Source organism: Marinobacter halophilus, from assembly GCF_003007685.1.
In the GTDB taxonomy this organism is placed as follows: Bacteria; Pseudomonadota; Gammaproteobacteria; order Pseudomonadales; family Oleiphilaceae; genus Marinobacter; species Marinobacter halophilus.
Window position 1 is genome coordinate 646,181 of the sequence record NZ_PXNN01000011.1, and the last position, 20,705, is coordinate 666,885.

The 20,705-nt window shown below is 58.4% G+C and carries 17 protein-coding genes; 3 read left to right on the forward strand and 14 right to left on the reverse strand.

Annotated features, from left to right (window positions below; all coding sequences use genetic code 11):
- Positions 1-33: 33 nt before the first annotated feature.
- The 8 genes from C7H08_RS09375 to C7H08_RS09405 all read right to left on the reverse strand — a co-directional run bounded on the left by C7H08_RS09375 (position 34) and on the right by C7H08_RS09405 (position 11,975).
- A complete protein-coding gene (locus tag C7H08_RS09375; protein ID WP_106671455.1) occupies positions 34-1,044 on the reverse strand; it encodes a dihydroorotate dehydrogenase-like protein in 1,011 nt (336 codons plus the stop codon).
- Entirely contained in the window at positions 1,037-4,630 is a 3,594-nt protein-coding gene (gene nifJ, locus C7H08_RS09380) for a pyruvate:ferredoxin (flavodoxin) oxidoreductase (RefSeq protein ID WP_106671456.1), read from the reverse strand. Before nifJ ends, C7H08_RS09375 begins: the two co-directional genes overlap by 8 nt.
- Before the next feature lie 156 nt (positions 4,631-4,786).
- Entirely contained in the window at positions 4,787-5,680 is an 894-nt protein-coding gene (locus C7H08_RS09385) for a universal stress protein (protein WP_106671457.1), read from the reverse strand.
- 13 nt (positions 5,681-5,693) lie between these two features.
- Entirely contained in the window at positions 5,694-7,184 is a 1,491-nt protein-coding gene (locus tag C7H08_RS09390; RefSeq protein WP_106671458.1) for a SulP family inorganic anion transporter, read from the reverse strand.
- Positions 7,185-7,270: 86 nt separating this feature from the next.
- Complete coding sequence (nhaB, locus tag C7H08_RS09395) at positions 7,271-8,776, reverse strand: sodium/proton antiporter NhaB (RefSeq protein ID WP_106671570.1); 1,506 nt, start codon at positions 8,774-8,776, stop codon at positions 7,271-7,273.
- 297 nt (positions 8,777-9,073) lie between these two features.
- Positions 9,074-9,805 carry a 3'-5' exonuclease gene (locus tag C7H08_RS18230; RefSeq protein ID WP_207768298.1) on the reverse strand — a complete coding sequence of 244 codons (732 nt, stop codon included), beginning with the start codon at positions 9,803-9,805 and terminating at the stop codon, positions 9,074-9,076.
- On the reverse strand, positions 9,793-10,839 hold the full coding sequence (locus tag C7H08_RS18235; RefSeq protein ID WP_207768299.1) for a HelD family protein: 1,047 nt from the start codon (positions 10,837-10,839) through the stop codon (positions 9,793-9,795). Before C7H08_RS18235 ends, C7H08_RS18230 begins: the two co-directional genes overlap by 13 nt.
- A complete protein-coding gene (locus C7H08_RS09405; RefSeq protein ID WP_106671459.1) occupies positions 10,836-11,975 on the reverse strand; it encodes a tRNA-queuosine alpha-mannosyltransferase domain-containing protein in 1,140 nt (379 codons plus the stop codon). Before C7H08_RS09405 ends, C7H08_RS18235 begins: the two co-directional genes overlap by 4 nt.
- 135 nt (positions 11,976-12,110) lie before the next feature.
- Between C7H08_RS09405 and C7H08_RS09410 the strand changes: the two genes are divergently transcribed.
- Positions 12,111-13,328, forward strand: coding sequence for an MFS transporter (locus C7H08_RS09410; protein WP_106671571.1), 1,218 nt, complete (start codon positions 12,111-12,113; stop codon positions 13,326-13,328).
- Between the two features lie 27 nt (positions 13,329-13,355).
- Positions 13,356-13,691, forward strand: coding sequence for a TraR/DksA family transcriptional regulator (locus C7H08_RS09415; RefSeq protein ID WP_106671460.1), 336 nt, complete (start codon positions 13,356-13,358; stop codon positions 13,689-13,691).
- Positions 13,692-13,991: 300 nt separating this feature from the next.
- On the opposite strand, the gene C7H08_RS09420 is transcribed toward C7H08_RS09415, so the two are convergent.
- From C7H08_RS09420 to C7H08_RS09430, 3 genes are all read right to left on the reverse strand, one after another.
- Positions 13,992-15,035 carry a nucleoside monophosphate kinase gene (locus C7H08_RS09420; protein WP_106671461.1) on the reverse strand — a complete coding sequence of 348 codons (1,044 nt, stop codon included), beginning with the start codon at positions 15,033-15,035 and terminating at the stop codon, positions 13,992-13,994.
- A 221-nt stretch (positions 15,036-15,256) separates the two neighbouring features.
- Positions 15,257-16,426: an MFS transporter gene (locus C7H08_RS09425; protein ID WP_106671462.1), complete on the reverse strand. Its 1,170-nt coding sequence runs from the start codon at positions 16,424-16,426 to the stop codon at positions 15,257-15,259.
- Positions 16,427-16,485: 59 nt separating this feature from the next.
- Positions 16,486-17,157 (reverse strand): SDR family oxidoreductase, encoded by a 672-nt coding sequence (locus tag C7H08_RS09430; protein WP_106671463.1) that lies wholly within the window; start codon positions 17,155-17,157, stop codon positions 16,486-16,488.
- 237 nt (positions 17,158-17,394) lie between these two features.
- On the opposite strand from C7H08_RS09430, the gene C7H08_RS09435 reads away from it, so the two are divergent.
- Entirely contained in the window at positions 17,395-17,841 is a 447-nt protein-coding gene (locus tag C7H08_RS09435) for a phosphate-starvation-inducible protein PsiE (protein ID WP_106671464.1), read from the forward strand.
- 158 nt (positions 17,842-17,999) lie between these two features.
- On the opposite strand, the gene C7H08_RS09440 is transcribed toward C7H08_RS09435, so the two are convergent.
- The 3 genes from C7H08_RS09440 to C7H08_RS09450 form a co-directional block, all read right to left on the reverse strand.
- Positions 18,000-18,377, reverse strand: a complete 378-nt coding sequence (locus tag C7H08_RS09440) for a cupin domain-containing protein (RefSeq protein WP_106671465.1) — start codon at positions 18,375-18,377, stop codon at positions 18,000-18,002.
- Positions 18,378-18,496: 119 nt separating this feature from the next.
- Entirely contained in the window at positions 18,497-19,699 is a 1,203-nt protein-coding gene (gene arsJ, locus C7H08_RS09445; RefSeq protein ID WP_106671466.1) for an organoarsenical effux MFS transporter ArsJ, read from the reverse strand.
- Between the two features lies 1 nt (position 19,700).
- Positions 19,701-20,705: an ArsJ-associated glyceraldehyde-3-phosphate dehydrogenase gene (locus C7H08_RS09450; protein WP_106671467.1), complete on the reverse strand. Its 1,005-nt coding sequence runs from the start codon at positions 20,703-20,705 to the stop codon at positions 19,701-19,703.

The following is a 20,705-nucleotide window of genomic DNA, read 5'->3' on the forward strand; positions in this document are numbered from 1 at the left end:
TAGAAAACAGGCGAACTTAAGCCTCGGCTTCACTCATGATGTCCTCCCGGAAGACTGCCAGCCTTGCAACAGGCGGGCGTAATTCAAGCGTTCCCAAGTCTGTGCGTTGGGAGCATTGTCCAGTGACAGCGCGCCTCGTGCTTCGATCAGGGAGGTGTAACCCATCGTCGTCAGACGCTGATTCATTTCATCGGTAATTCTGGCCAGTGCCGAAGGCCCCTCAGCCAGCAGCGCTGACACCACCTGCACCGCCGTGGCGCCAGACAGAATGGCCTTGGCAGCGTCGTCGCCGGTGTGCACTCCCCCAGACGCTGCCATTTCCAAGGTCGTGCGATTGAACAACATGGCCATGGCATGCAAGCGAACGGGCAGCTCGGCGCTGGTGGACAACACTACCTCCCGGCTCAACTCCAATTCGTCCAGATCCATCGTCGGCTGATAAAAGCGGTTGAACAGCACCAGCCCCCGGGCGCCCGCCGCTTCCACGCCGGCCACAAACGCGGGCAACGCCGAATAGAAGGGTGACAGTTTAATGCTGACCGGGATGCTGACCTGCTCAACCACCGAGCCCACCACCTCAAGCTGGCGTTGCTCCAGGGTGGTGGCCGTGTCGGACGGGTCCGTGGCCAGATCGTAAAGATTGAGCTCAATAGCTGACGCACCGGCGTCTTCCAGTTCCCGGGCGTGCTGGGTCCAGCCGCCGGGGGAAATACCGTTAAGTGAGGCGATCACCGGTACATCCAGCGAACTTTGAAGCTGCTCCAGGCGCTTGAGGTAACTGCTGGAGCCCATGGCAAACACTTCGGATTCGGGAAAGAACGAGCGGGCCTCGGCGTCCGTGTTGATGCGGGAATCGATAAATCGATGGGCCGCCATCTGCTCTGCGATCAGCTGTTCCTCGAACAGCGAATGCATCACGACCGCACCGGCGCCGGCGTCCACGCAGGCTTTGAGCGCGTCCAGGTCGTCGGTGAGCGGGCTGGCGCCCACCACCAGCGGTGAGTGCAGGTCAAGCCCGAGCCAGCGGGTGGTCAGGTCAGTCATGATGGTCGGCTCCCTTGTCCTTTTGTTCTGGCTGTTCATGGGGCTCAAAATGGATGCCCGCCAGTTGCATGTATAGCTCGCGCTGCTCCTTTGCGGCATCGCTGGCGGCGGCCGCCAGCTGTTCATAGCGCTGCGGGTCTCTCAGTTCCAGCATGCGGAAGCGGGCTTCTTCCTGCATGTAGGTTTTCATGGGCACTTTCTGGCGCACCGAATCCAGCTGCAGGGGCGGCAGGCCCTCGTGCGTGCGGCGAGGATCGAAGCGATAGATCGGCCAGGCCCAGCTGTCTACCGCCCGCTTCTGTTGCGCTGGCGAGTGCACCAGGTCATAGCCATGGGCAATGCAGGGGCTGTGGGCGATGATCAGCGCCGGGCCGTCAAAGTTTTCAGCTTCCTGCAGGGCCTTGCTGGCCTGATTGCTGTGGGACTGCATGGCAATCTGGGCCACGTAGACATGGCCATAGCTCATGGCCAGCAGGCCGAGATCCTTCTTGCGGGTTTCCTTGCCGGCGGCGGCGAACTTGGCGACAGCGCCCATGGGCGTGGCCTTGGATTGCTGGCCGCCGGTGTTGGAATAGACTTCGGTGTCCAGCACCAGCAGCCTGATGTTCTGGCCGGAAGCCAGGGCATGGTCCAGGCCGCCGTAACCGATGTCGTAGGCCCAGCCGTCGCCCCCAATGACCCAGACACTTTTCGGGCACAGCTCATCGGCCAGGCTGTTCAATTCCTGCATCGCCGGACCTTGCTGATCCGCCAGCCACTCACGCAAACGACTGACCGCCTCACGCCGCGCCGCCATGGCGGTCTCGTCGAGGGTGGCGCAGGGGCCGGTCAGGTCCCGGTACAGCTGAGCCGGAAGCTTCTCCTTCATGTCCTCCAGCAGCTGCCGGGCCCGGCTCACCAGCTTGTTCAGACCCATGCGCATGCCCAGCCCCAACTCTGCCGCATCCTCGAACAGCGAGTTGTTCCAGGTTGGCCCGCGGCCATCGGCGTTCACCGTGTAGGGTGTGGTGGGCAGGTTGCCGCCGTAAATGGAGGAACAGCCGGTGGCGTTAGCAATCAGCAGCCGGTCACCCAGCAACTGGGTGAGCAGACGAATGTAGGGTGTTTCACCACAACCGGCGCAGGCACCGGAATACTCGAACAGAGGAATCAGCAGCGGCAACGATTTGAAGTCCCGGGGAATGCGGTCCCGGGGCACATCCGGAACACTGCGCAAGAACGCCAGGTTGGCTGCCTCGGCCACCCGATGGTCTTCCAGCGGCCTCATGTTGATCGCCTTGCGCTTGGGCTGGGAGCGATCCTTGGCGGGGCACACTTCCACACACAAACCGCAACCGGTGCAGTCTTCCGGAGCCACCTGTATCCGGTAATCCAGCCCTTCCAGTTCGGGAGTAAAGCTTTCGGCCACCGCTTCAAACGTCTCGGGCGCACCCTTGGCGGATTCTGGCTCGAACACCTTGCTGACAATAGCCGTGTGGGGGCAAATCATTGCGCAGAAGTTGCATTGAACACACAGGTCCGATTCCCAAATCGGGATTTCCAGGGCAATACTGCGCTTCTCGTACTGGCTGGTACCGGTCGGCCAGGTACCGTCGATGGGAAAGGCGCTGACCGGTAGCTTGTCGCCCTGGCCCTCCATCAGCAGGCGGGTGACTTTCTGCACGAAGTCCGGTGCATCGTCCGGCACGGTTGGCGGGCGACGGCGGGTTGCCGTCACCTCACCCGGCACCGTCACTTCATGCAGGTTCTCCAGGGCAGAATCCACCGCTTCAATATTGCGGCGCACCACTTCCGGCCCGCGCCGGCACCAGGTCTGGCGAATGGATTCCTTGATATGGCCGATGGCCTCGTCACGGGGCAGGATGTCAGCCAGGGCGAAGAAGCACACCTGCATGACGGTGTTGATGCGTCGTTCCAGACCGGCTTTTTCCGCCACCTCGGCGGCATCAATCACGAACAGATGGGCCTTGCGTTCAACCAGTACCTGCTGAACTTCCACAGATAGCCGATCCCAGACCTCCTCCGGTGCCCAGGGCACATTGAGAAGCACCGTGGCACCCGGGGCCGCGTGCTCCAATACGTCAAACCGTTCCAGAAACTGCGGCGCATGCACCGCCACAAACTGGGCCTGGCGGATCTCATAACTGGACCGAATCGGCAGCGGCCCGAAGCGCAGGTGCGAGACCGTGGTGGCGCCGGATTTCTTGGAATCGTAGACAAAATGGCCCTGGGCAAACAGCTCTGTGCCTTCACCGAGGATCTTGATGCTGGCCTTGTTGCTGCTGACCGTGCCGTCAGCGCCGAGGCCAAAGAACAGCGCCCGACGGGTTTTCGGCGACTCGATGTCCAGGGTGCTGTCCACGTCCAGCGAAAGGTTCGTTACGTCGTCGCGAACCCCGACGGTAAAGCGGGTTTTCGGTGCTGGCTCATTCAACTGGGCAAACACCGCGCACACCATGGCCGGGGTGAATTCCCGAGAGGACAAGCCATAACGCCCACCGATCACCCGGGGCAACACCTGCTTGTCACCCCGGCTGTAGGTCTCCATCAGTGCCCCGCTGATTTCCAGCAGCAGCGGTTCGCCCTGGGCACCCGGCTCCTTGGTCCGGTCCAGCACCGCCAGGTGTTGCACGGTATCGGGCAGCGCCTGCAAAAAACGGTCGGTGGCGAAGGGCCGGAACAGGCGCACCTTGAGCACGCCCACTTTCTCGCCCTGCGCCATCAACCATTCGACCGTTTCATGGGCGCACTCGGCACCGGAGCCCATCAGGATCACCACCCGCTCTGCTTCCGGATGGCCTACGTAATCAAACAGCTGATACTCGCGACCGGTGATGTCAGCAAACCGACCCATCACCGCTTCCAGGTGCTCCGGAAAAGCCTGATAGAACGGGTTGGTCGCTTCCCGGGACTGGAAAAAAGCATCCGGATTCTGGGAGGTACCCCGCACCACTGGGTGATCAGGGGTCATACGGCGGTTGCGGTGTGCCTCCACCCCTTCGTGAGATACCAGTGCCTGCAAATCTTCATCGCTCAACGACACAATCTTGTCAATTTCATGGGAGGTGCGGAAGCCGTCAAAGAAGTGCATCACCGGTATACGGCTTTCCAGAGTCACAGCGTGGCCAATGGCGGCCAGATCCTGGGCTTCCTGCACCGAGCCCGAGGCCAGCAGCGCAAAACCGGTGCCCCGGGCGCTCATCACATCGGAGTGATCACAGAAAATCGACAAGGCATGGGTGGCCAGGCTGCGCGCGGCCACGTGCATGCAAAACGGCGTCAGCTCACCGGCAATCTTGTACAGGTTGGGCAACATCAACAGCAGGCCCTGGGAGGCGGTAAACGTGGTCACCAGTGAGCCCGCCTGCAGCGCCCCGTGCATGGCGCCCGCCGCCCCGGCTTCGGACTGCATTTCCACCACCCCGGGCACCTGGCCCCAGAGATTGGGCTTGCCCAGGGCAGCCCAGTCATCCGCGTGCTCGCCCATCACCGAGGCCGGGGTAATCGGGTAAATGGCAATGGTTTCACTCAATCGATAGGCCACCGAGGCCACAGCTTCATTGCCATCCAGGGTTTTGAACGCCATTACCACCACTCCTTGTCAGTACGGTCAGACTGACTTGAGTCTAGGCGGGGCTTCGGGCAGTCGCAAGCAGGCTTGGCAGAGAGAGGGAGGCTGGCAAGGCCATGGCGCTGAGCTGACGTGTTTCAGCCCCAGGCTATGGCCTTGCCGGATTGCTTGTCAGCGCAGGATAACCAGAGGTTTCTTGGCGGTTTCCAGCATTCTGGTGGTGGTGCTGCCCACCAGGAACCGGCGAATGCGGGAATGGCCGTAGGCACCCATGATCAGTACATCGATGTCGTGCTCTTCCTGATAGGCGTGCAGAGTCTCTTCCACATCACCCTCACGAATGGCCAGGTGCACGTCCGTATTCTGGCCAGCCAACGCTTCCTCTGCGCGTTTGAGCTGCGCCCGGTGCTCTTCGGTGTCTGAATCCACCATTACCAGGTGCAGGGGCATGCCCTTGAACACCGGCGTACCCGCCAGCAGCTCAATGCTGCGGAACGCGGTGGCGCTGCCATCAAAGGCCAGCATGGCGCTGCGCGGCTCGGAAAACTCATCCGGCACCAGGAACACAGGACGGTGTACGCTGCGGATGACCGTTTCCAGCTGGCTACCAATATGGCGGCCCACTGCGGTGCTGCTTTCACCCTGGAGCCCAAGCACAAACAATCGGGACTCAGGCTCAAGCTCGATCAGGGAATTGGCCAGATCATTATGGCGCTGACGCTTGGTCACGCTCTCAATGCCGCCGGAGGAGGCCAGCACCCGCTTTTCCGCTTCATCCAGCAGCAGATGGCCATGTTTCAAGGCCAGTTTGCTGCGCTCGCGATCCAGGCTCGCCAGCTCTTCCTGCAGCTGCTCCCGGCTGCCCAGACCAATATTGCCGGTCATGTCGGTTTTGGCCGGGTACTTTTCTTCATCAAGCGCGTGCAGCAGAGTCAGGGGATCGCCCATCCGCTGGCTCGCCCAGGCGGCATAGTCACAGACGCCCAACGATGACTTGGAGGCATCGATGCAGGCCACCACGTGGAGAGGCTTCTGATCACCGGTTTTGCTGTTTTCAAGTGTCATGGTTCAAACTCCGTTAGTGGGCCATCAGACGTTCTACGGCGTCTGGCTTGTCGTGTACACCAAAGCGATCGACGATCGTGGCGCTGGCTTCGTTGAGCCCGAGCACTTCAACTTCTGCGCCTTCCCGACGGAACTTCACCACCGCCTTATCAAGCGCAGCCACTGCGGTGATGTCCCAGAAATGGGCACGGCTTACGTCGATCACCACGTTCTCGACCGCTTCTTTGAAATCAAACGACTCAATGAACTTCTCGGATGAGGTGAAGAACACCTGACCAACCACAGTGTAGGTGCGGGTTTCGGTTTCCTCATCGTACTTCGGGGTAATGAGCATGTATTGGCCCACCTTGTTGGCGAAGAACAGAGCTGCCAGCAGCACGCCCGCCAGAACGCCAAAAGCCAGGTTGTGAGTTGCCACAACGACCACCACGGTTACCACCATAACAATGTTCGTGGATAGCGGATGCTCCTTGAGGTTCTTGATCGAGCCCCAGCTGAAGGTACCAATCGCGACCATGATCATCACCGCGACCAGAGCGGCCATCGGAATCTGTACCAGCCATTTGTCCAACACCAGAACCATCAACAGCAGGAACACGCCGGCTGCCAGACTGGACATGCGAGTACGTCCGCCGGATTTGATGTTGATGATGGACTGGCCAATCATCGCGCAGCCAGCCATACCACCGAGCAGGCCTGAGCTGATGTTGGCAATGCCCTGGCCTTTGCACTCACGGTTACGGTCGCTGGTGGTGTCGGTCAGATCATCAACGATGGTTGCGGTCATCATCGACTCCAGCAAACCTACTACGGTCAGGGCAATCGCGTAAGGCAGGATAATCATCAGAGTTTCAAAATTCAGGGGTACATCCGGCCACAGGAAGATGGGCAGAGTATCCGGCAGGTCACCCATATCACCCACGGTGCGGACACCGTCGATATTCAGGTACATGGCCAATCCGGTCAGCACCACAATACAGATCAGCGGAGAAGGCAAAATACGGCCAATCAGCGGAATCAGCGGGAACAGGTAAATGATGCCGAGACCGCCAGCGGTCATGGCATAGACGTGCCAGGTGACGTTGGTCAACTCTGGCAACTGGGCCATAAAAATCAGGATCGCCAGCGCGTTAACAAATCCGGTCACTACCGAGCGTGACACAAACCGCATCAGTGCGCCCAGCTTGAGGTAGCCAGCAAGAATCTGCAACAGACCGGTCAGCAGCGTGGCTGCCAGCAGGTATTCCAGACCATGTTCTTTGACCAATGTCACCATCAGCAGCGCCATGGCGCCGGTGGCGGCGGAAATCATGCCTGCTCGGCTGCCGACAAAGGCAATCACCACAGAAATACAGAAGGAGGCGTAAAGCCCCACTTTCGGGTCGACACCGGCGATGATGGAGAAGGCAATGGCCTCGGGAATCAGCGCCAGAGCCACCACAATACCGGCGAGCAGATCGCCGCGAATATTGGAAAACCAGTTCGTTCGTATACTGCTGAGCATAATCAGTTAATCCGGTTAAAGGTTGAAAAAAAACGTTAAGGGCACAACCCGCAGTTCAGGCCGCACCTTTTCTTTTTATTCAGTGATCACAAAAAGTTGATCACAGACAACAGGCCCACACCGCCGAGCACCAGAGTGTAAGGAAATGCCATGACAACCATGCGTCCGTAGGACAGCCGCACCAAGGGTGCGATGGCCGAGGTCAGCAAGAACAGGAATGCGGCCTGGCCATTGGGCGTGGCCACACTCGGCAGGTTGGTGCCGGTATTGATCGCCACCGCCAGATTCTGGAAATGCTCCTGACTGATGGCGCCGGCATCCAGCGCTTGTTTGATTTCACTGATGTAAACCGTTGCCACAAACACGTTGTCACTGATCATGGACAGCACGCCGTTGGCCACGAAAAACATGGCCGCCTGCTGGTCTCCCGGCTGTGCCAGCACGAAATCGATCACGGGCTTGAACAGGTGCTGCTCGTGAATAACTGCGACCACGGCAAAGAACACCACCAGCAAGGAGGTAAACGGCAGGGATTCCTGGAAGGCTTTACCTATCTGATGCTCGTCCGTCACCCCATTAAAGGACGTAATGAGGATTATCACCAGCAGGCCAATCAGCCCCACTTCAGCAATATGAAAGGCCAGACCGATCACCAGTACCACCGCTGCCGCGGCCTGGACCCATAGGGCTGCCTGATCCGACTTGGTGCGTTTTTTACGTTCGTTGTCGGCAAATTCCTCCAGCACCTGGCGCACCGGCCTGGGCAAGCGGGCGCCATATCCAAACCAGCGCAGTTTTTCCAGAAACCAGCAGGTCACCAAGCCGGCCAGCAGCACCGGCATGCTGATCGGCGCCATGCGCACGAAGAACTCAGCAAAGTCCCAACCTACTACCTTGGCAATCAACAGGTTCTGAGGCTCGCCCACCATGGTGGCGACACCCCCCAGTGCAGTACCGATGGCGCCGTGCATCAACAAGCTGCGCAGGAAGGCCTGGAACTGCACCAGGTCTTCACGGTGCAACTCAATAACGTGCTCGTCGCTCTGGGCGTTGTGATCCTTATGCTGATAACCGCGCCCGGAGGCCACTTTGTGGTACACCGAATAGAAGCCCACGGCGACACTGATGATCACCGCGGTGACCGTCAAAGCATCCAGGAAGGCTGACAGCAACGCTGCCGCGGCACAGAACAGCAGCGACAGCGCCGATTTGGAACGCACCCCCACCAGAATCTGGGTAAACGCCACCAGCAACAGCTGCTTCATGAAATAGATACCCGCCACCATAAACATCAGCAGCAGGATGACAGGGAGGTTCACCAGCACTTCGTGATACACCGCATCGGGCGTCGCCAGCCCGATCAGCAAGGCCTCAGTCGCCAACAGGCCGCCCGGCAGCAGCGGGTAGCATTTCAGGGCCATGGCCAGAGTGAAGATGAATTCCGCCACCAGCAACCAGCCGGTGGCGACCGGCCCAAACACCCATAACACCAGAGGATTGATCACCAAAAACAGAACGATCGTCTGCTTGTACCAAGCTGGTGCGTTACCAAGAAAATTATGTGTAAAGCCAGAGAGAACCGTTTTGGGCATTGCCAGATCAACCGCAGTTTCGTTAGCGAAACGTTGAGACAAACCAACCCATGCACCCAATCACGGCACAATAAATACAGGTTTGAGACCTTGCTCAACAGATAAACGAGGGAGGGGGTAAAGCTTGAACGCTAGGGCGGAAGAATCGTCACAGTATCGCTTCAGTGTTTTTGATGTAGATCAGGTATCGCTCAAAAGAGGGCGCGAAGTCTATCAGAGCCAAGGTTGAAAAGTAAGCTATCTAGGTAAATTTTCTTAGGCCTGTAAAGAAATCACTGTAAGCACGCGGTGACCGCGTTACATCGATCCGACGAAATCCGTAACCTCGCCGGTTGCGGTCAAAGTCAGGCGGTGCATGGCCCGGGTACAGCCCACGTAGAGCAGGTTCCGATCCATATCGGTGTGGTAATTGTCGGCGGTGACTTCCGACAACACCACATGGTCAAACTCCAGGCCCTTGGCCAGGTGTGAGGTGCACACGATGACCCCCGGTGCAAAGTTCTGGCTTTCCTCACTGAGCAGTTGTAACCGGGCATGGCTACCCTCCAGCGCCTTATGCAGCCGTTTGGCCTGTTTCTGGGTTTTGCAGATGATGGCAAAGGTATTGAACCGGGAGCTCTCGAAGGCCTCGATACGGTTTTTAATGGCTTCAATTTCGCCCTTCCGCGTCTTGTAAGTAAGAACTTCCGGCTCCTCGCCATGGCGTTCGATAATCTCCAGGTCCGGGTTCGGTGAAATGCGCTGGGAGAAGCGGGCAATCTCGTAGCTGGACCGATAGGTTTTATTCAATGTCACGCAGGTGGCATCGCGGAATGCCGCCCGGATATCGTCTACTCCCGAGGCGCTGTATGGGTTCACCGACTGGAAGGCATCGCCCAGAATGGTTTTCTTGCAGGAGAATAGGCGGGCAATCACGGCGTACTGGACCGGGGTGTAATCCTGCATTTCATCGATCAGCAGATGCTTGACGTTGCGGTAGGGTGAGCGAATGCCTTCCAGGCGCATTTTCAGGTAAATCAGCGGGAACACATCGGCATATTCCAGCTTGCCGCCCTTGGCCGGTTTGAACAGCTCGGGCTGGCCTTGTAGCGAAGGCGCTGCTTCATGGCTTCGTCATTGGTTTCCAGCAGGTCGGCCGTCTGTTCGAAGAATGTTTGGAACCGGTACTGGTCGTCCAGCAGCTCTTTGGCCAGGGTCTCCATGCCGATTTCGTTGACGGTTTCCTCCCCCAGCTCCGGCAACACGTTGGAGATGTAATCGGCAAACACCCGGTTCGGAGAGATGATCAGGATGTCTTCGGAGGTCAGCGTGTCTTTGAATCGGTACAGCAGGAACGCAATGCGGTGCAAGGCAATGGAGGTTTTACCGGAGCCCGCCACGCCCTGGATGATCAGGGTTTTGGCGTATTCATCGCGGATGATGGCGTTCTGGTCGCGCTGAATGGTGGCTACGATGTTCTTCATGCCATCGTCGGTGGCCCGGCCCAGCTCGTCTTGCAGCACGTCGTCTACCACGTTCACGGCGCTGTCGATCATCAGCTCGATCTGGCCGTTACGGATGCGGAACTGGCGTTTGAGCTGGATGTCGCCACTCACCTTCCCGTCCGGGGCCTGATAGCTGGCCGGGCCGGTTTCGAAGTCGTAAAACAACGAGGCAATGGGCGCGCGCCAATCGAAGACGACGTTTTCCTTGTCGAACTCGTCATAGAAATGGTGCACACCAATGTAGATGGGCACGCTGAGCCCTGTGCTTTGGTAACAAAAATCGAACCGCCCGAAATATGGCGACTGCTTGAGCTTGACCAGCCGTTTGCGCTGATTGAACACGAAATCACCGGTGGTGACCGCCTGCTGAATAGAGTCCCGGGCCGCAATTTTTTCGATGTGGTCCATTTCATCCCGGTTATTCCAAAGGTATTCCTTCTGGGACTGGATGTCTTCCTGATACCCCTGGAGGCGCTCATCGGCTTCCTGCATCGCCCGTTCCAGGCGCTGTTTTACAGATTCCAGTCGGCGAGTTTCCTCAAGCTTTGTATCAGAGGGGGCTGGGTTATGGTTGGTCATTGGCTTCGTTTGCTCCGCTCAGTCTGGATCAATTCGTCAAACAGCGACTGGTACGGCCCGGCCAGCCGCGATGCCCGCCAGGGATCGGGTGGACAAAAAGCGGGCTTTTGCTGCATCAGCGCCTCCAGAACATCAGCCGCCGCTTCTGCTTCCAAGTCGGCGTCCTGTTCATGGCTCGGGTAACGACACCCTTCCGGCACATATTCACGGTAAGCGAGTCGGTCTGGCGCCAAAGGTACACAGCCGGAGGCCATGGCCTCGAGCATCGAGAGCCCTTGAAAATCGTGGAGCGCGGTGGAGACCACCACATCCGCCCGGCGCAGCAGTTGGTCGTAATCCTCCCGGCTTTCCAGAAAGCCCCACTGCTCCAACCTATCCCCGAACTGTTGATGAATCTGGTCAAACGCCTTGGGATGGCTCCGGAAGCCCTCACCCACCACGCTCAGGCGGAACGGTAACGATCGTTTTTTCAGCACCTGCAGGAAATTCAGCAGGCGTTCAGGGCCTTTGTCGTATTCCCAGCGGTGATTCCACAGCAGGTGCGGGCAGGCCCAGTTTACCGGCCCCGGTTGATCGGCAAACAATCGGTCTTCAATGGGTACCGGGATCACCCGGGATTTCTCATTCAGGCCGGCAATCAGACCGTCCGGCACGCCATCCGGCATCTTGTCGAGAAACGCCCGGGCACCGCGAAGAAAACTGTCCCGGTTCCAGGCGCTGTTGAACACCACGCAGTCCGCCGCAATGGCGCTGTACAGATTGACCATCTGGGGCTCGGCGCTGGAGTTCTGTTTGCTGGACACCGGGAAGGCAAACTGGTTTTCGTGCATGTACAGCACGCTGGGCACGCAGGCCAGCTGCGGGTGGAAGCCTTTCAACGACGCCAGGTCTACCATGGAAGTGGCAAGGATCAGATCCCACGGTTCCTGCAGGCAGGGCTCGTTGAGCCAGGTCAGCGCATTGCCACGAATGCGCCAGCGGAAAAACCGGGGTGGCAGCGCCAGCGTGTGCCAGTGGTAGTCATGGAACATGCCCGTGAGCTGCTCCCGCCAGCGTTGGTGACTGGCGGCATCGTAACCGGACAACAACAGGATTCGGGGGCCGTGATTCGGACTCTGCAATCTGGAATCCGCCATGGTAGTGTTCTGCGAATGAACTGCAGGCAACGCTGGCTGAACTACTAGCCCCGCCTGCTCGAGAAGCCCGGAATGCTACCAAACCCCGGAAACCGGATCAAAAATCAATCAGCCCAGGACACCAACCAAGCCGTGATGTTTCCAGCGTTTATGAGAGAAAACCCTCGCCTGGCCCTGTTTGCGGTGCTGGCCACTGCATCCTCGGGCTTCGGGCAGACGTTTTTCTTTTCCGTGTTCGGCGGTGGCATTCGTGACACCTTTGCCTTGCAGAACAGTACCTATGGCCTGATCTACAGCCTGGCAACGCTGGCCTCGGCGATCCTGCTGCTGAAACTCGGCCCCCTGGCCGACAGGTGGTCGCTCAACCGGGTGACCACACTGGCGGTGGTTATTCTGGCCACCGGCTGCCTGACCATTGCCCTGACCCCGCACTGGTTGCTGCTGATACCCGGCTTTCTGCTGGCCCGCCTGGGTGGCCAGGGGCTAATGGGGCATATCGGCCTGACCACGGCCGGGCGCTATTTTTCCACAAACCGGGGCCGGATCATGGCACTGACCTCGGGTGGTTTTCCGATCGCTGAGGCCATCCTGCCCCTGTCCGCCGGACTGATCCTGGCCGCCAGTGGCTGGCGCATGCCCTGGTTTATCGCCACCGGTCTTCTGCTGGTCGTGCTGTTGCCGCTGCTGCTTTATCTTTCGCGCCATGCGACACACCCGGTGGTCCTGTCCGGCAACCGTTCCGATCACCCGCATGCCCAAGCCGTTCGCCCCGACTACAATCGCAGCCAGGTGTTGAGGGATCCCGGGTTCTATTTGATCCTGCCAGCGGCCTTGATTGTGCCGTTTACCGTGACCGCCGTGCTCTTTCACCAGTCTGCGTTCGCCGAGGTACGGGGATGGTCAACGGAACAGATCGGCCTGGCCTTCACCGGTTTTGCGGCAGGCCATATTGTCAGTCTGTTCTTTGGCGGCCCGCTGGTGGACCGGATTGGTGCCCAGCGGGCGTTAAGCTATGGACTGGCCCCGATCTTCTGTAGCATGCTGGTGCTGGGCCTGAGTGATTTTGCCTGGACACCCAATCTGTATCTGGCCCTGTGCGGCATCAGCCTGGGATTCATCGGCGCCGCCGCTGGCGCTATCTGGCCGGAGCGGTACGGTGTCGGGCACATCGGTGCTATCCGCTCGGTCGCTCAGGCGAGCATGGTGTTTTCCACCGCGCTTTCGCCAATTCTCGTGGGTGTGTTGCTGGATTTCGGCATCGCGACTACCGGCATCGGTGTACTGTTTGCGGTACTGATACTGCTCAGTGCGATTCTGGCCCTGGTAGCCACGGCACCCAAACAAAGGGCATGACGGTTCCAGAGCAAAAGAGGAAGGAAGATGACGGCCGAAGAACTCGAGAAATTTCGTAACCTGCTGCTGAAGTGGCGGGAGGATCTGCAGTCGACCAGTGCCGAGCGCGACCAATCCAGCGGCACCGTACATCTGGACCAGCAAAGCGTGGGCCGGCTGTCACGCATGGATGCCCTGCAAGGCCAGGCACTGGCCAAAGCGGGCAAGGTGCGAGCAGAGCGTCAATTAAAGATGATCGAAGCCGCCCTCACACGAATCGACAACGACGACTACGGTGATTGCATGGAGTGTGGCGAGCCGATCAATCCCAAACGTCTGGAAATCGATCCAACCAGCCGCCACTGCATTACTTGTGCACGGTAGACCCTGACAGAAAACTCAGCCTAACGCTCCGATCGTTCATGACACAGCGGGATGCATGCCCAGCATCCATTAACCGGGGTTCGGTGAGTTTTTGCTTCTGCAAGCGCCGCCTCACAGCGGTCATATCGGCCAAGTCTTATCAACTTGTCTCTGTGTGGGTATTGTCTACAGCCGAGACGATGAACCAGGTACTGGCCCTGGTTACTCTTTTCCGAGTCGAGTCCAAAAATCAGCAATTGTTCCTCCCCGTGATGTTGAGATTCTGGCCTGCAGATTAGCACTGACACTCTGGGCAATTACTCACGCGTCTTTCGGGTAAGGCCTCAGGCCAAGCAGTACCTCGGCTTTCTCGGTAAGTGGTTGGTCCATCAGTTGCTGATCGGTGTGCCTGGCAAGCTGCTCGCGAACGAGCGCATAGACCGCCTCGCGGTCCTGGCTGGTATCGAGTTCAACACATTTGCCTTTGCCCTTGAAGAGTTCAACCGTGGGCAGCGTCTCGGCTTTGAAGGTATCAAATCTCAGCTTCATGGCCTCGACATTGTCATCAGCCCGGCCGGAGTAGCGCGCGCGGCCGAGAATGCGTTGTTCAAGGACTTCAAACGGGCACTCGAAATACAGCATGGTGGGGAGTTCCGCTTCGCGACCAAAGACTTCGTACCATGCCTCCAGGTTGGACAGTGAGCGGGGAAAACCATCGATCAGGAAGTTGCGCTTGCCGGTGGTTCGGGTGGTCTTCTCCATGGCGTCTTTCAGCAGGCGCACGACGATTTCGTTGGGCACCAGTTTACCGGCGGCGATGTACTCCTTGATGATGTCTGTTGTCGGGCCACCCGCTTCCTGCTCTGCGCGCAACAAGTCACCGGTCGACAGATGCGTCCACCCCAGCTGGATTTCCGCCAGCTCGCACATGGTGCCTTTGCCCGCGCCCGGGCCACCCAATACAAAAACCACATTCGGTTCGGGACAGGGTTTTCTGGGATCAACGTGAAAGATCTCAACTTTGGGGGCCGGCGCGATGCCCATTTTGTAAACGTTCCACTCGCGATCTGTAGGCGGCAATTCGTCCTCACAGGTCAGCTCGTAAGCGAGGTGACCGTCCAGGCGGCAGATACGCCAGGATTTGTAGCTGTTCGAGTAGGAAATGGCAGGACTTCTCTCGGATTTGCCATCGGCTCGATCCCAGGCCATTTTGCCGTTCCAGTAGCCGGAGCTGGAGACAACGCCCGATTCGGATGTGGTGGGCGGGGCTTCGGACGGGACATAGAGCCCGTCAACCTCAGGCAAGCCAGATCCGGATACTTCGATAAACAGGGTGTTAGGTTCAAACTCTGTTGTTTCAGTCATGTGTACTCTCATTTTCGTTGAACGAAATAGAGGGAGCGTTTGCCTGCAAAAGCGACCTCGACGAAATGGCGCCAGAAAACGCAAGATTTTACCAGAGCAGCAAGAGGCTTTCCCTCCCGGATAATCACGACCCGGGCACAGCATCGGGTGCATGACAGCTACATCCATCCCCTGCGCTTGAAAAACTACAACAGGCAGCTGGCGCCTCAGACAGTACCGGTCTACGCCTTTGCCCGGGCCAGCGACCAGAGCCCGAGCACCGGCCCAGGAACCAGCAACAGCACTACCCAGACCCCGAACTGCCCCCACAAGCCACTGGTCAGCCAGATGGCTGGCAAGGTGAGGCCGAACCCCACGGCATTCATCACCGCCAGCGATGAGCCCACGGACTCCCGGGGAGCGGTCGCAGCGGCCAGCGCAGAGAACTGCGGAGAATCCGCAACCACCGCAATGCCCCAGACAAACAGCAAGGTAATCAGGAGCATCGGCGACAGCCCGCTTAACCACGGGTACAGCAAGCAGACAATCCCGGAAATCATCAGAGCCCTCCAGGCTACCCATTCGCTGCCCTTGGTACGACTCAGTTTGCCGCCACCGATACAACCCACTGCACCTATTCCGATCACGGCGAAAGCCAGCCAGGGAATCAGCCGATCATCTGCAGCCAAACGCTGCAACTCCCGGCCAACCAATAACGGCGTCAGCGTCCAGAAGGCATACAGCTCCCACATATGCCCGAAGTAACCACCGGCGACCGCCCGAAAGCGGGGTATACGCAATGCCGCCAGGCCCTGACTCAGGGGAATGGCACCACTGCTTTTAGGCAAATGCGGGCCGTCACCCAACAGCAACACCATGGCCCCGCCGATCAGGGCCAACAAAGATGCCGCCAGTAACGGCAACTCCCAGGGCATACCGAAGGTCGCGCCACGCATAAGGTGAGGCAATGCCGTGCCCAGAGTCAGCATGCCCACCAACCACGCCAGGGCCGACCCGGCGTGTTTCGGGGTCCAGGCAATCACCATTTTCATACCCAAGGGGTAGATGCCCGCCAGGCACAGGCCGGTGGCAAATCGCAGCATGAAATCCAGAGGTGGCAGATGGGCGGCGAAGACAAATCCACCGTTCACCAAAGCGCCCAGCACACTGGCCACGGCAAAAATCCGGCTGGCGCCAAACCGGTCGGCCAGCCCGGTGACGGCAATGGTCAGCGTGCCGATGATAAAACCAGCCTGAACCGCCAGGGTTAACCGGCCCAGATCGCTTTCAGTCAAACCCGATTCCCGGGAGAATGACAGCCAAACCCCATTGATACTGAACCACAGGGAGGTGCCAAACAGCTGGGCCAGCACGATGACGGGCAGAGGGTAACGCCGCAGTAACTCAATCATTGTTGTTATCTTCCTGGAGAGTGACTAACCCAGGCCGAGGCCCGGGAAACACAACCAGCTCACCAGGGCAGCGCATCACCGTTGCTGTGCCAGAACGAACCGGTATTCTCCAGGTTCAGACCGGCAATCCGTTCCGCCAACCCCTTGGCGGACTCTTCCGGGGTGATCAGGCCACCGAAATTCACCATGCGAGTTTTCACATAACCCGGATGCAACTGGGCCACGGCAATGCCTTTCGGTTTCAGATCCATCGCCAGCGATTTGCCGAACGCGTTAAGTGCGGCCTTGGAGGCACGGTAACCGTAGCGGCCACCGGAATCGTTGTCGGCAATGGAGCCCATGCGACTGGTGATGTTGGCGATCTTGCTGCCCTGCCCCATGAAAGCAATCAGTGCCTCGGTTACGTGCAGGGGTGCGTAGGCGTTGATTTCCATCTGGGTGCGGATCGAGTCGAAATCGATGCTGCCCAATTGCTCGTCTTGCAGCAGGCCGGCGTTATTGATCAGCAAGCCGATGGTTTTGCCGGCCAGGCCAGCTTTCAATTTTTTGATGCCATCATCGGTAGTGACATCCACGCCGTCGATCACCTGGGCCGCCGCTTCGGCCAGCTCAGCAGACGATTGACGGCACACGCCGATAACTTCTCGCCCTGCTCCGGCGTAATACCGCGCAAGCTCAAGACCAATTCCGCGATTGGCACCGGTGATCACAACCACAGCTGATTCAGACATAACCACTCCGTTTTCTGTGTTGGCAAGACTCGCCCTGCTTCAGAGCGATCGAAGAAACAGACTCTGCGCCAAACTATAGCAGGCTACAATTATTGCATCCTTTCGAATCCTGATTCTGGGTTTACCAGCACCGGCATCCCGTTGGGTATCACCATGGCGTTTCTGTTTACCTCCCCTATTATTAATGATGAAGTGATCAAATTGAGGTAATTTCGGCAAACAGAATAAGGTTCAGTCATGAGCGATTCAGATTCGAACAATGCGCGTCTAACTGACAACCCGGATGCAAACAAACCGGAAATGCCGAAGGTCAGCAATGCCGAACAACTTTTTGTTGTTGGCGGTTTCAATCTCATCCAGAAGCTGCTGCTGATTCTGACCGGGCTGATGACATTCGGCGCTGCCGGTATAGAGGTCCTGGCCATCTACGAAAGAGGTGTCATAGCCCTCGCCGATATTCTGTTGCTGTTTCTCTACACCGAGGTGGTTTCAATGGTGGTGGTGTCTTACACCGGGCGCGGCTCACCATTTGTCTATTCGATTTTCATCGCCATTACGGCTTTAGCACGACTGATCGTGCTGCAGGGTAAAGAGATGGATCCGCAAAACATCCTGTTTGAAGCCGGTGCAATCGTGCTGCTGGCGATTGCGGCCATCATCATTCTGCGTTTGCCCAAGCGTTAATGACCTCTAGCCGTGGATATCCTCAATTTATAATCGCCTTGGCCGGCATGGTGATTGCCAGGCCGCTGTAAGAGGACTTATTGCAGCCAGCATGATGGCACTGGAAATAACGCCCCGGACCGCAGGGTGCGGTCCGGGACGCAATAGAAAAGGCAGGATTACTCGTCTGCATCCGCCTCGTTTTTGGTTTCGTGCTCAGTGCCGGGCGCATGCTCCGGTGGGCAGTAGGTGGTGTACAGTTTGAGCATTACCGTTCCGGTATTGCGGAAGTTATGAAACGACCCGGACGGCACGATACTGACGTCACCTGACTGAACGGCAGCCTTGGTATCGCCGATGGTGGCTTCGCCCTCGCCTTCAACGAAATAGAGCAGCTGATCGTGCCCTTCGTGAACTTCCCCTCCAATTTCGCCACCGGCGGGGATCGCCATCAGTACCAACTGAGTGTTTTTCCCCGTCCAGAGTACCTGGCGAAACTCTTCATTCCCTTTCGCCATTTCCACAATGGGGAGCGTTGTCTGACTGACTTCTTGCATGACCGAATCCTCCGGATACGATGATAGTGATTGGCCCTCTCAATATTAGCAGCGTCCCCAACACCTACAATGCGACAAAGATTAACTTTGTTCTTGTCAGGGCGCCCGGCGCACCGATTTTAACCGTTAGCTGGGGACGCCAGGGCTCTGTCCGGCAACATCATCGACAACAGCGCTGCGATGGCGACCAGCCCTGCCGATATCCACAAGCAGGCCTCCAGGCCGTACACCTGATACACCCAACCGGACAGGATCGTACCCAACAACCGACCGGCGGCGTTGGACATGTAATAGAAGCCCACATCCAGCGACACGCCATCGCCCCGGGCATAGCTAACAATCAGGTAGCTGTGTAAGGAGGAGTTGATGGCGAACAGCACGCCAAACAGTAACAACCCGCCGACAACCACCACTTGTGGCGACCAGCCTGCCATCAGGCCGCCGGCAATCGCCGCCGGAATCAATGCCAGAATTGCAGCCCATACCACTACCGGTCGCTTGCCTTCCATGTTGCCGGTGATGCGGGGCGCAATGGTCTGGATGAAACCGTAGCCAATGATCCAGCTGGCCATGAAGCCGCCAACTTGCCAGTGATCCCAGCCGAACACCGTGTGCAGATACACCGGCAGTGCCACCACAAACCACACATCCCGAGCGCCGAACAGGAACATCCGGGCTGCGGACAACACGTTGATGGCCCGGCTCTTGGACAGAATGTCGGTGAACTTAGGCTTGGCCTTGCTCTTGCCCAGCTCCTGTTTGAGCAGGAACAGGCTGGCCAGCCACACCAGGCCCAGCGCTACGGCCATGATAGTAACCGCGCCAGCGAAGCCTGCGGTCATCAACAGCACACCGCCCAGAAAGAAGCCCACACCTTTGAGCGTATTCTTGGAGCCGGTCAGGATAGCCACCCACTTGTACAGGGTGCCCTGCTGCTCATCCGGCACCAACAACTTGATACCACTTTTGGCGGACATCTTATTCAGGTCTTTGGCAATGCCGGACAGCGCCTGGGCGACCATCACCCAGACCACGGTCAGCATGGTCGACGGCACCGCCAGCATGGCCAGCGCCACAATCTGCAAAAACAGTCCGATGTTCATGGTGCGGTTCAGGCCCATGCGGGCACCCAGATAGCCACCCACCAGATTGGTCACCACCCCGAAGAACTCGTAAAAAACGAACAACAGGGCAATTTCCAGCGGCGAATAGCCCAGCTGGTTGAAATGCAGCACCACCAACATCCGCAGGGCCCCATCCGTCAGGGTGAAGGCCCAGTAATTGCCAGTGATGACCAGGTATTGACGGATGGCAGCAGTCATATCAGGCAGAACCTACCTTGCGTGCCAGCTCGACGGTACGGTTGGCGTAGCCCCACTCGTTGTCGTACCAGGCGTATATTTTCACCTGAGTGCCATTGACCACCATGGTGGACAGGGCATCAACGATGGAGGAGCGCGGGTCGGTCTTGTAGTCGATGGACACCAGCGGACGCTCTTCATAGCCCATGATGTCTTTCAGCTCGCCTTCGGCCGCCGCTTTCAACAGTTGATTCACGGTGTCGCGGTCGGTTGGTGTTTCCACCTCAAACACGCAATCGGTCAGCGACGCGTTGGTTAACGGCACTCTGACTGCATGGCCATCCAGCCGCCCTTTCAGTTCCGGGAAGATCTCGATAATCGCCGTTGCTGAGCCGGTGCTAGTCGGGATCAGTGAACTGCCGCAGGCCCGGGCCCGGCGCAGATCCTTGTGGGGTGCGTCGAGTATGGTCTGGGTGTTGGTCAGGCTGTGAATGGTGGTGATGGAGCCGTGCTTGATGCCCAGTTTTTCATGAATCACTTTGACCACTGGCGCCAGGCAGTTGGTGGTGCAGGAGGCCGCCGTAATAATGCGGTCTTCGGCCGGATCGAAGATGTGCTCGTTTACGCCCAATACAATGTTTTTAGCACCCGCTTCTTTCACCGGCGCAGTCACCACCACACGCTTGACGCCCTGGTCCAGATAACCCTGCAGTGCCGCGACGGTCTTGTTCACACCGCTGGCTTCGATCACAAGGTCGCAGCCGGACCAGTCGGTGTCGCCGATGGCCTTGTTGCGGGTGACGGTCAGGCGCTGGCCCTCAATCACCATGTCATTGCCATCGGCCTTGGCCTCGTGGCCCCAGGGGCCGTGCACGCTGTCGAAGTTCAGCAGATGCGCCAGGGTATGGGCGTCTGCCCCCGGGTCGTTGATGGCCACAAACTCCAGCTCCGGCCAGCCCCAGGCAGCCCGAAGTGACAGGCGACCGATGCGACCAAATCCATTAATGCCTACTTTGATCTTGCTCAT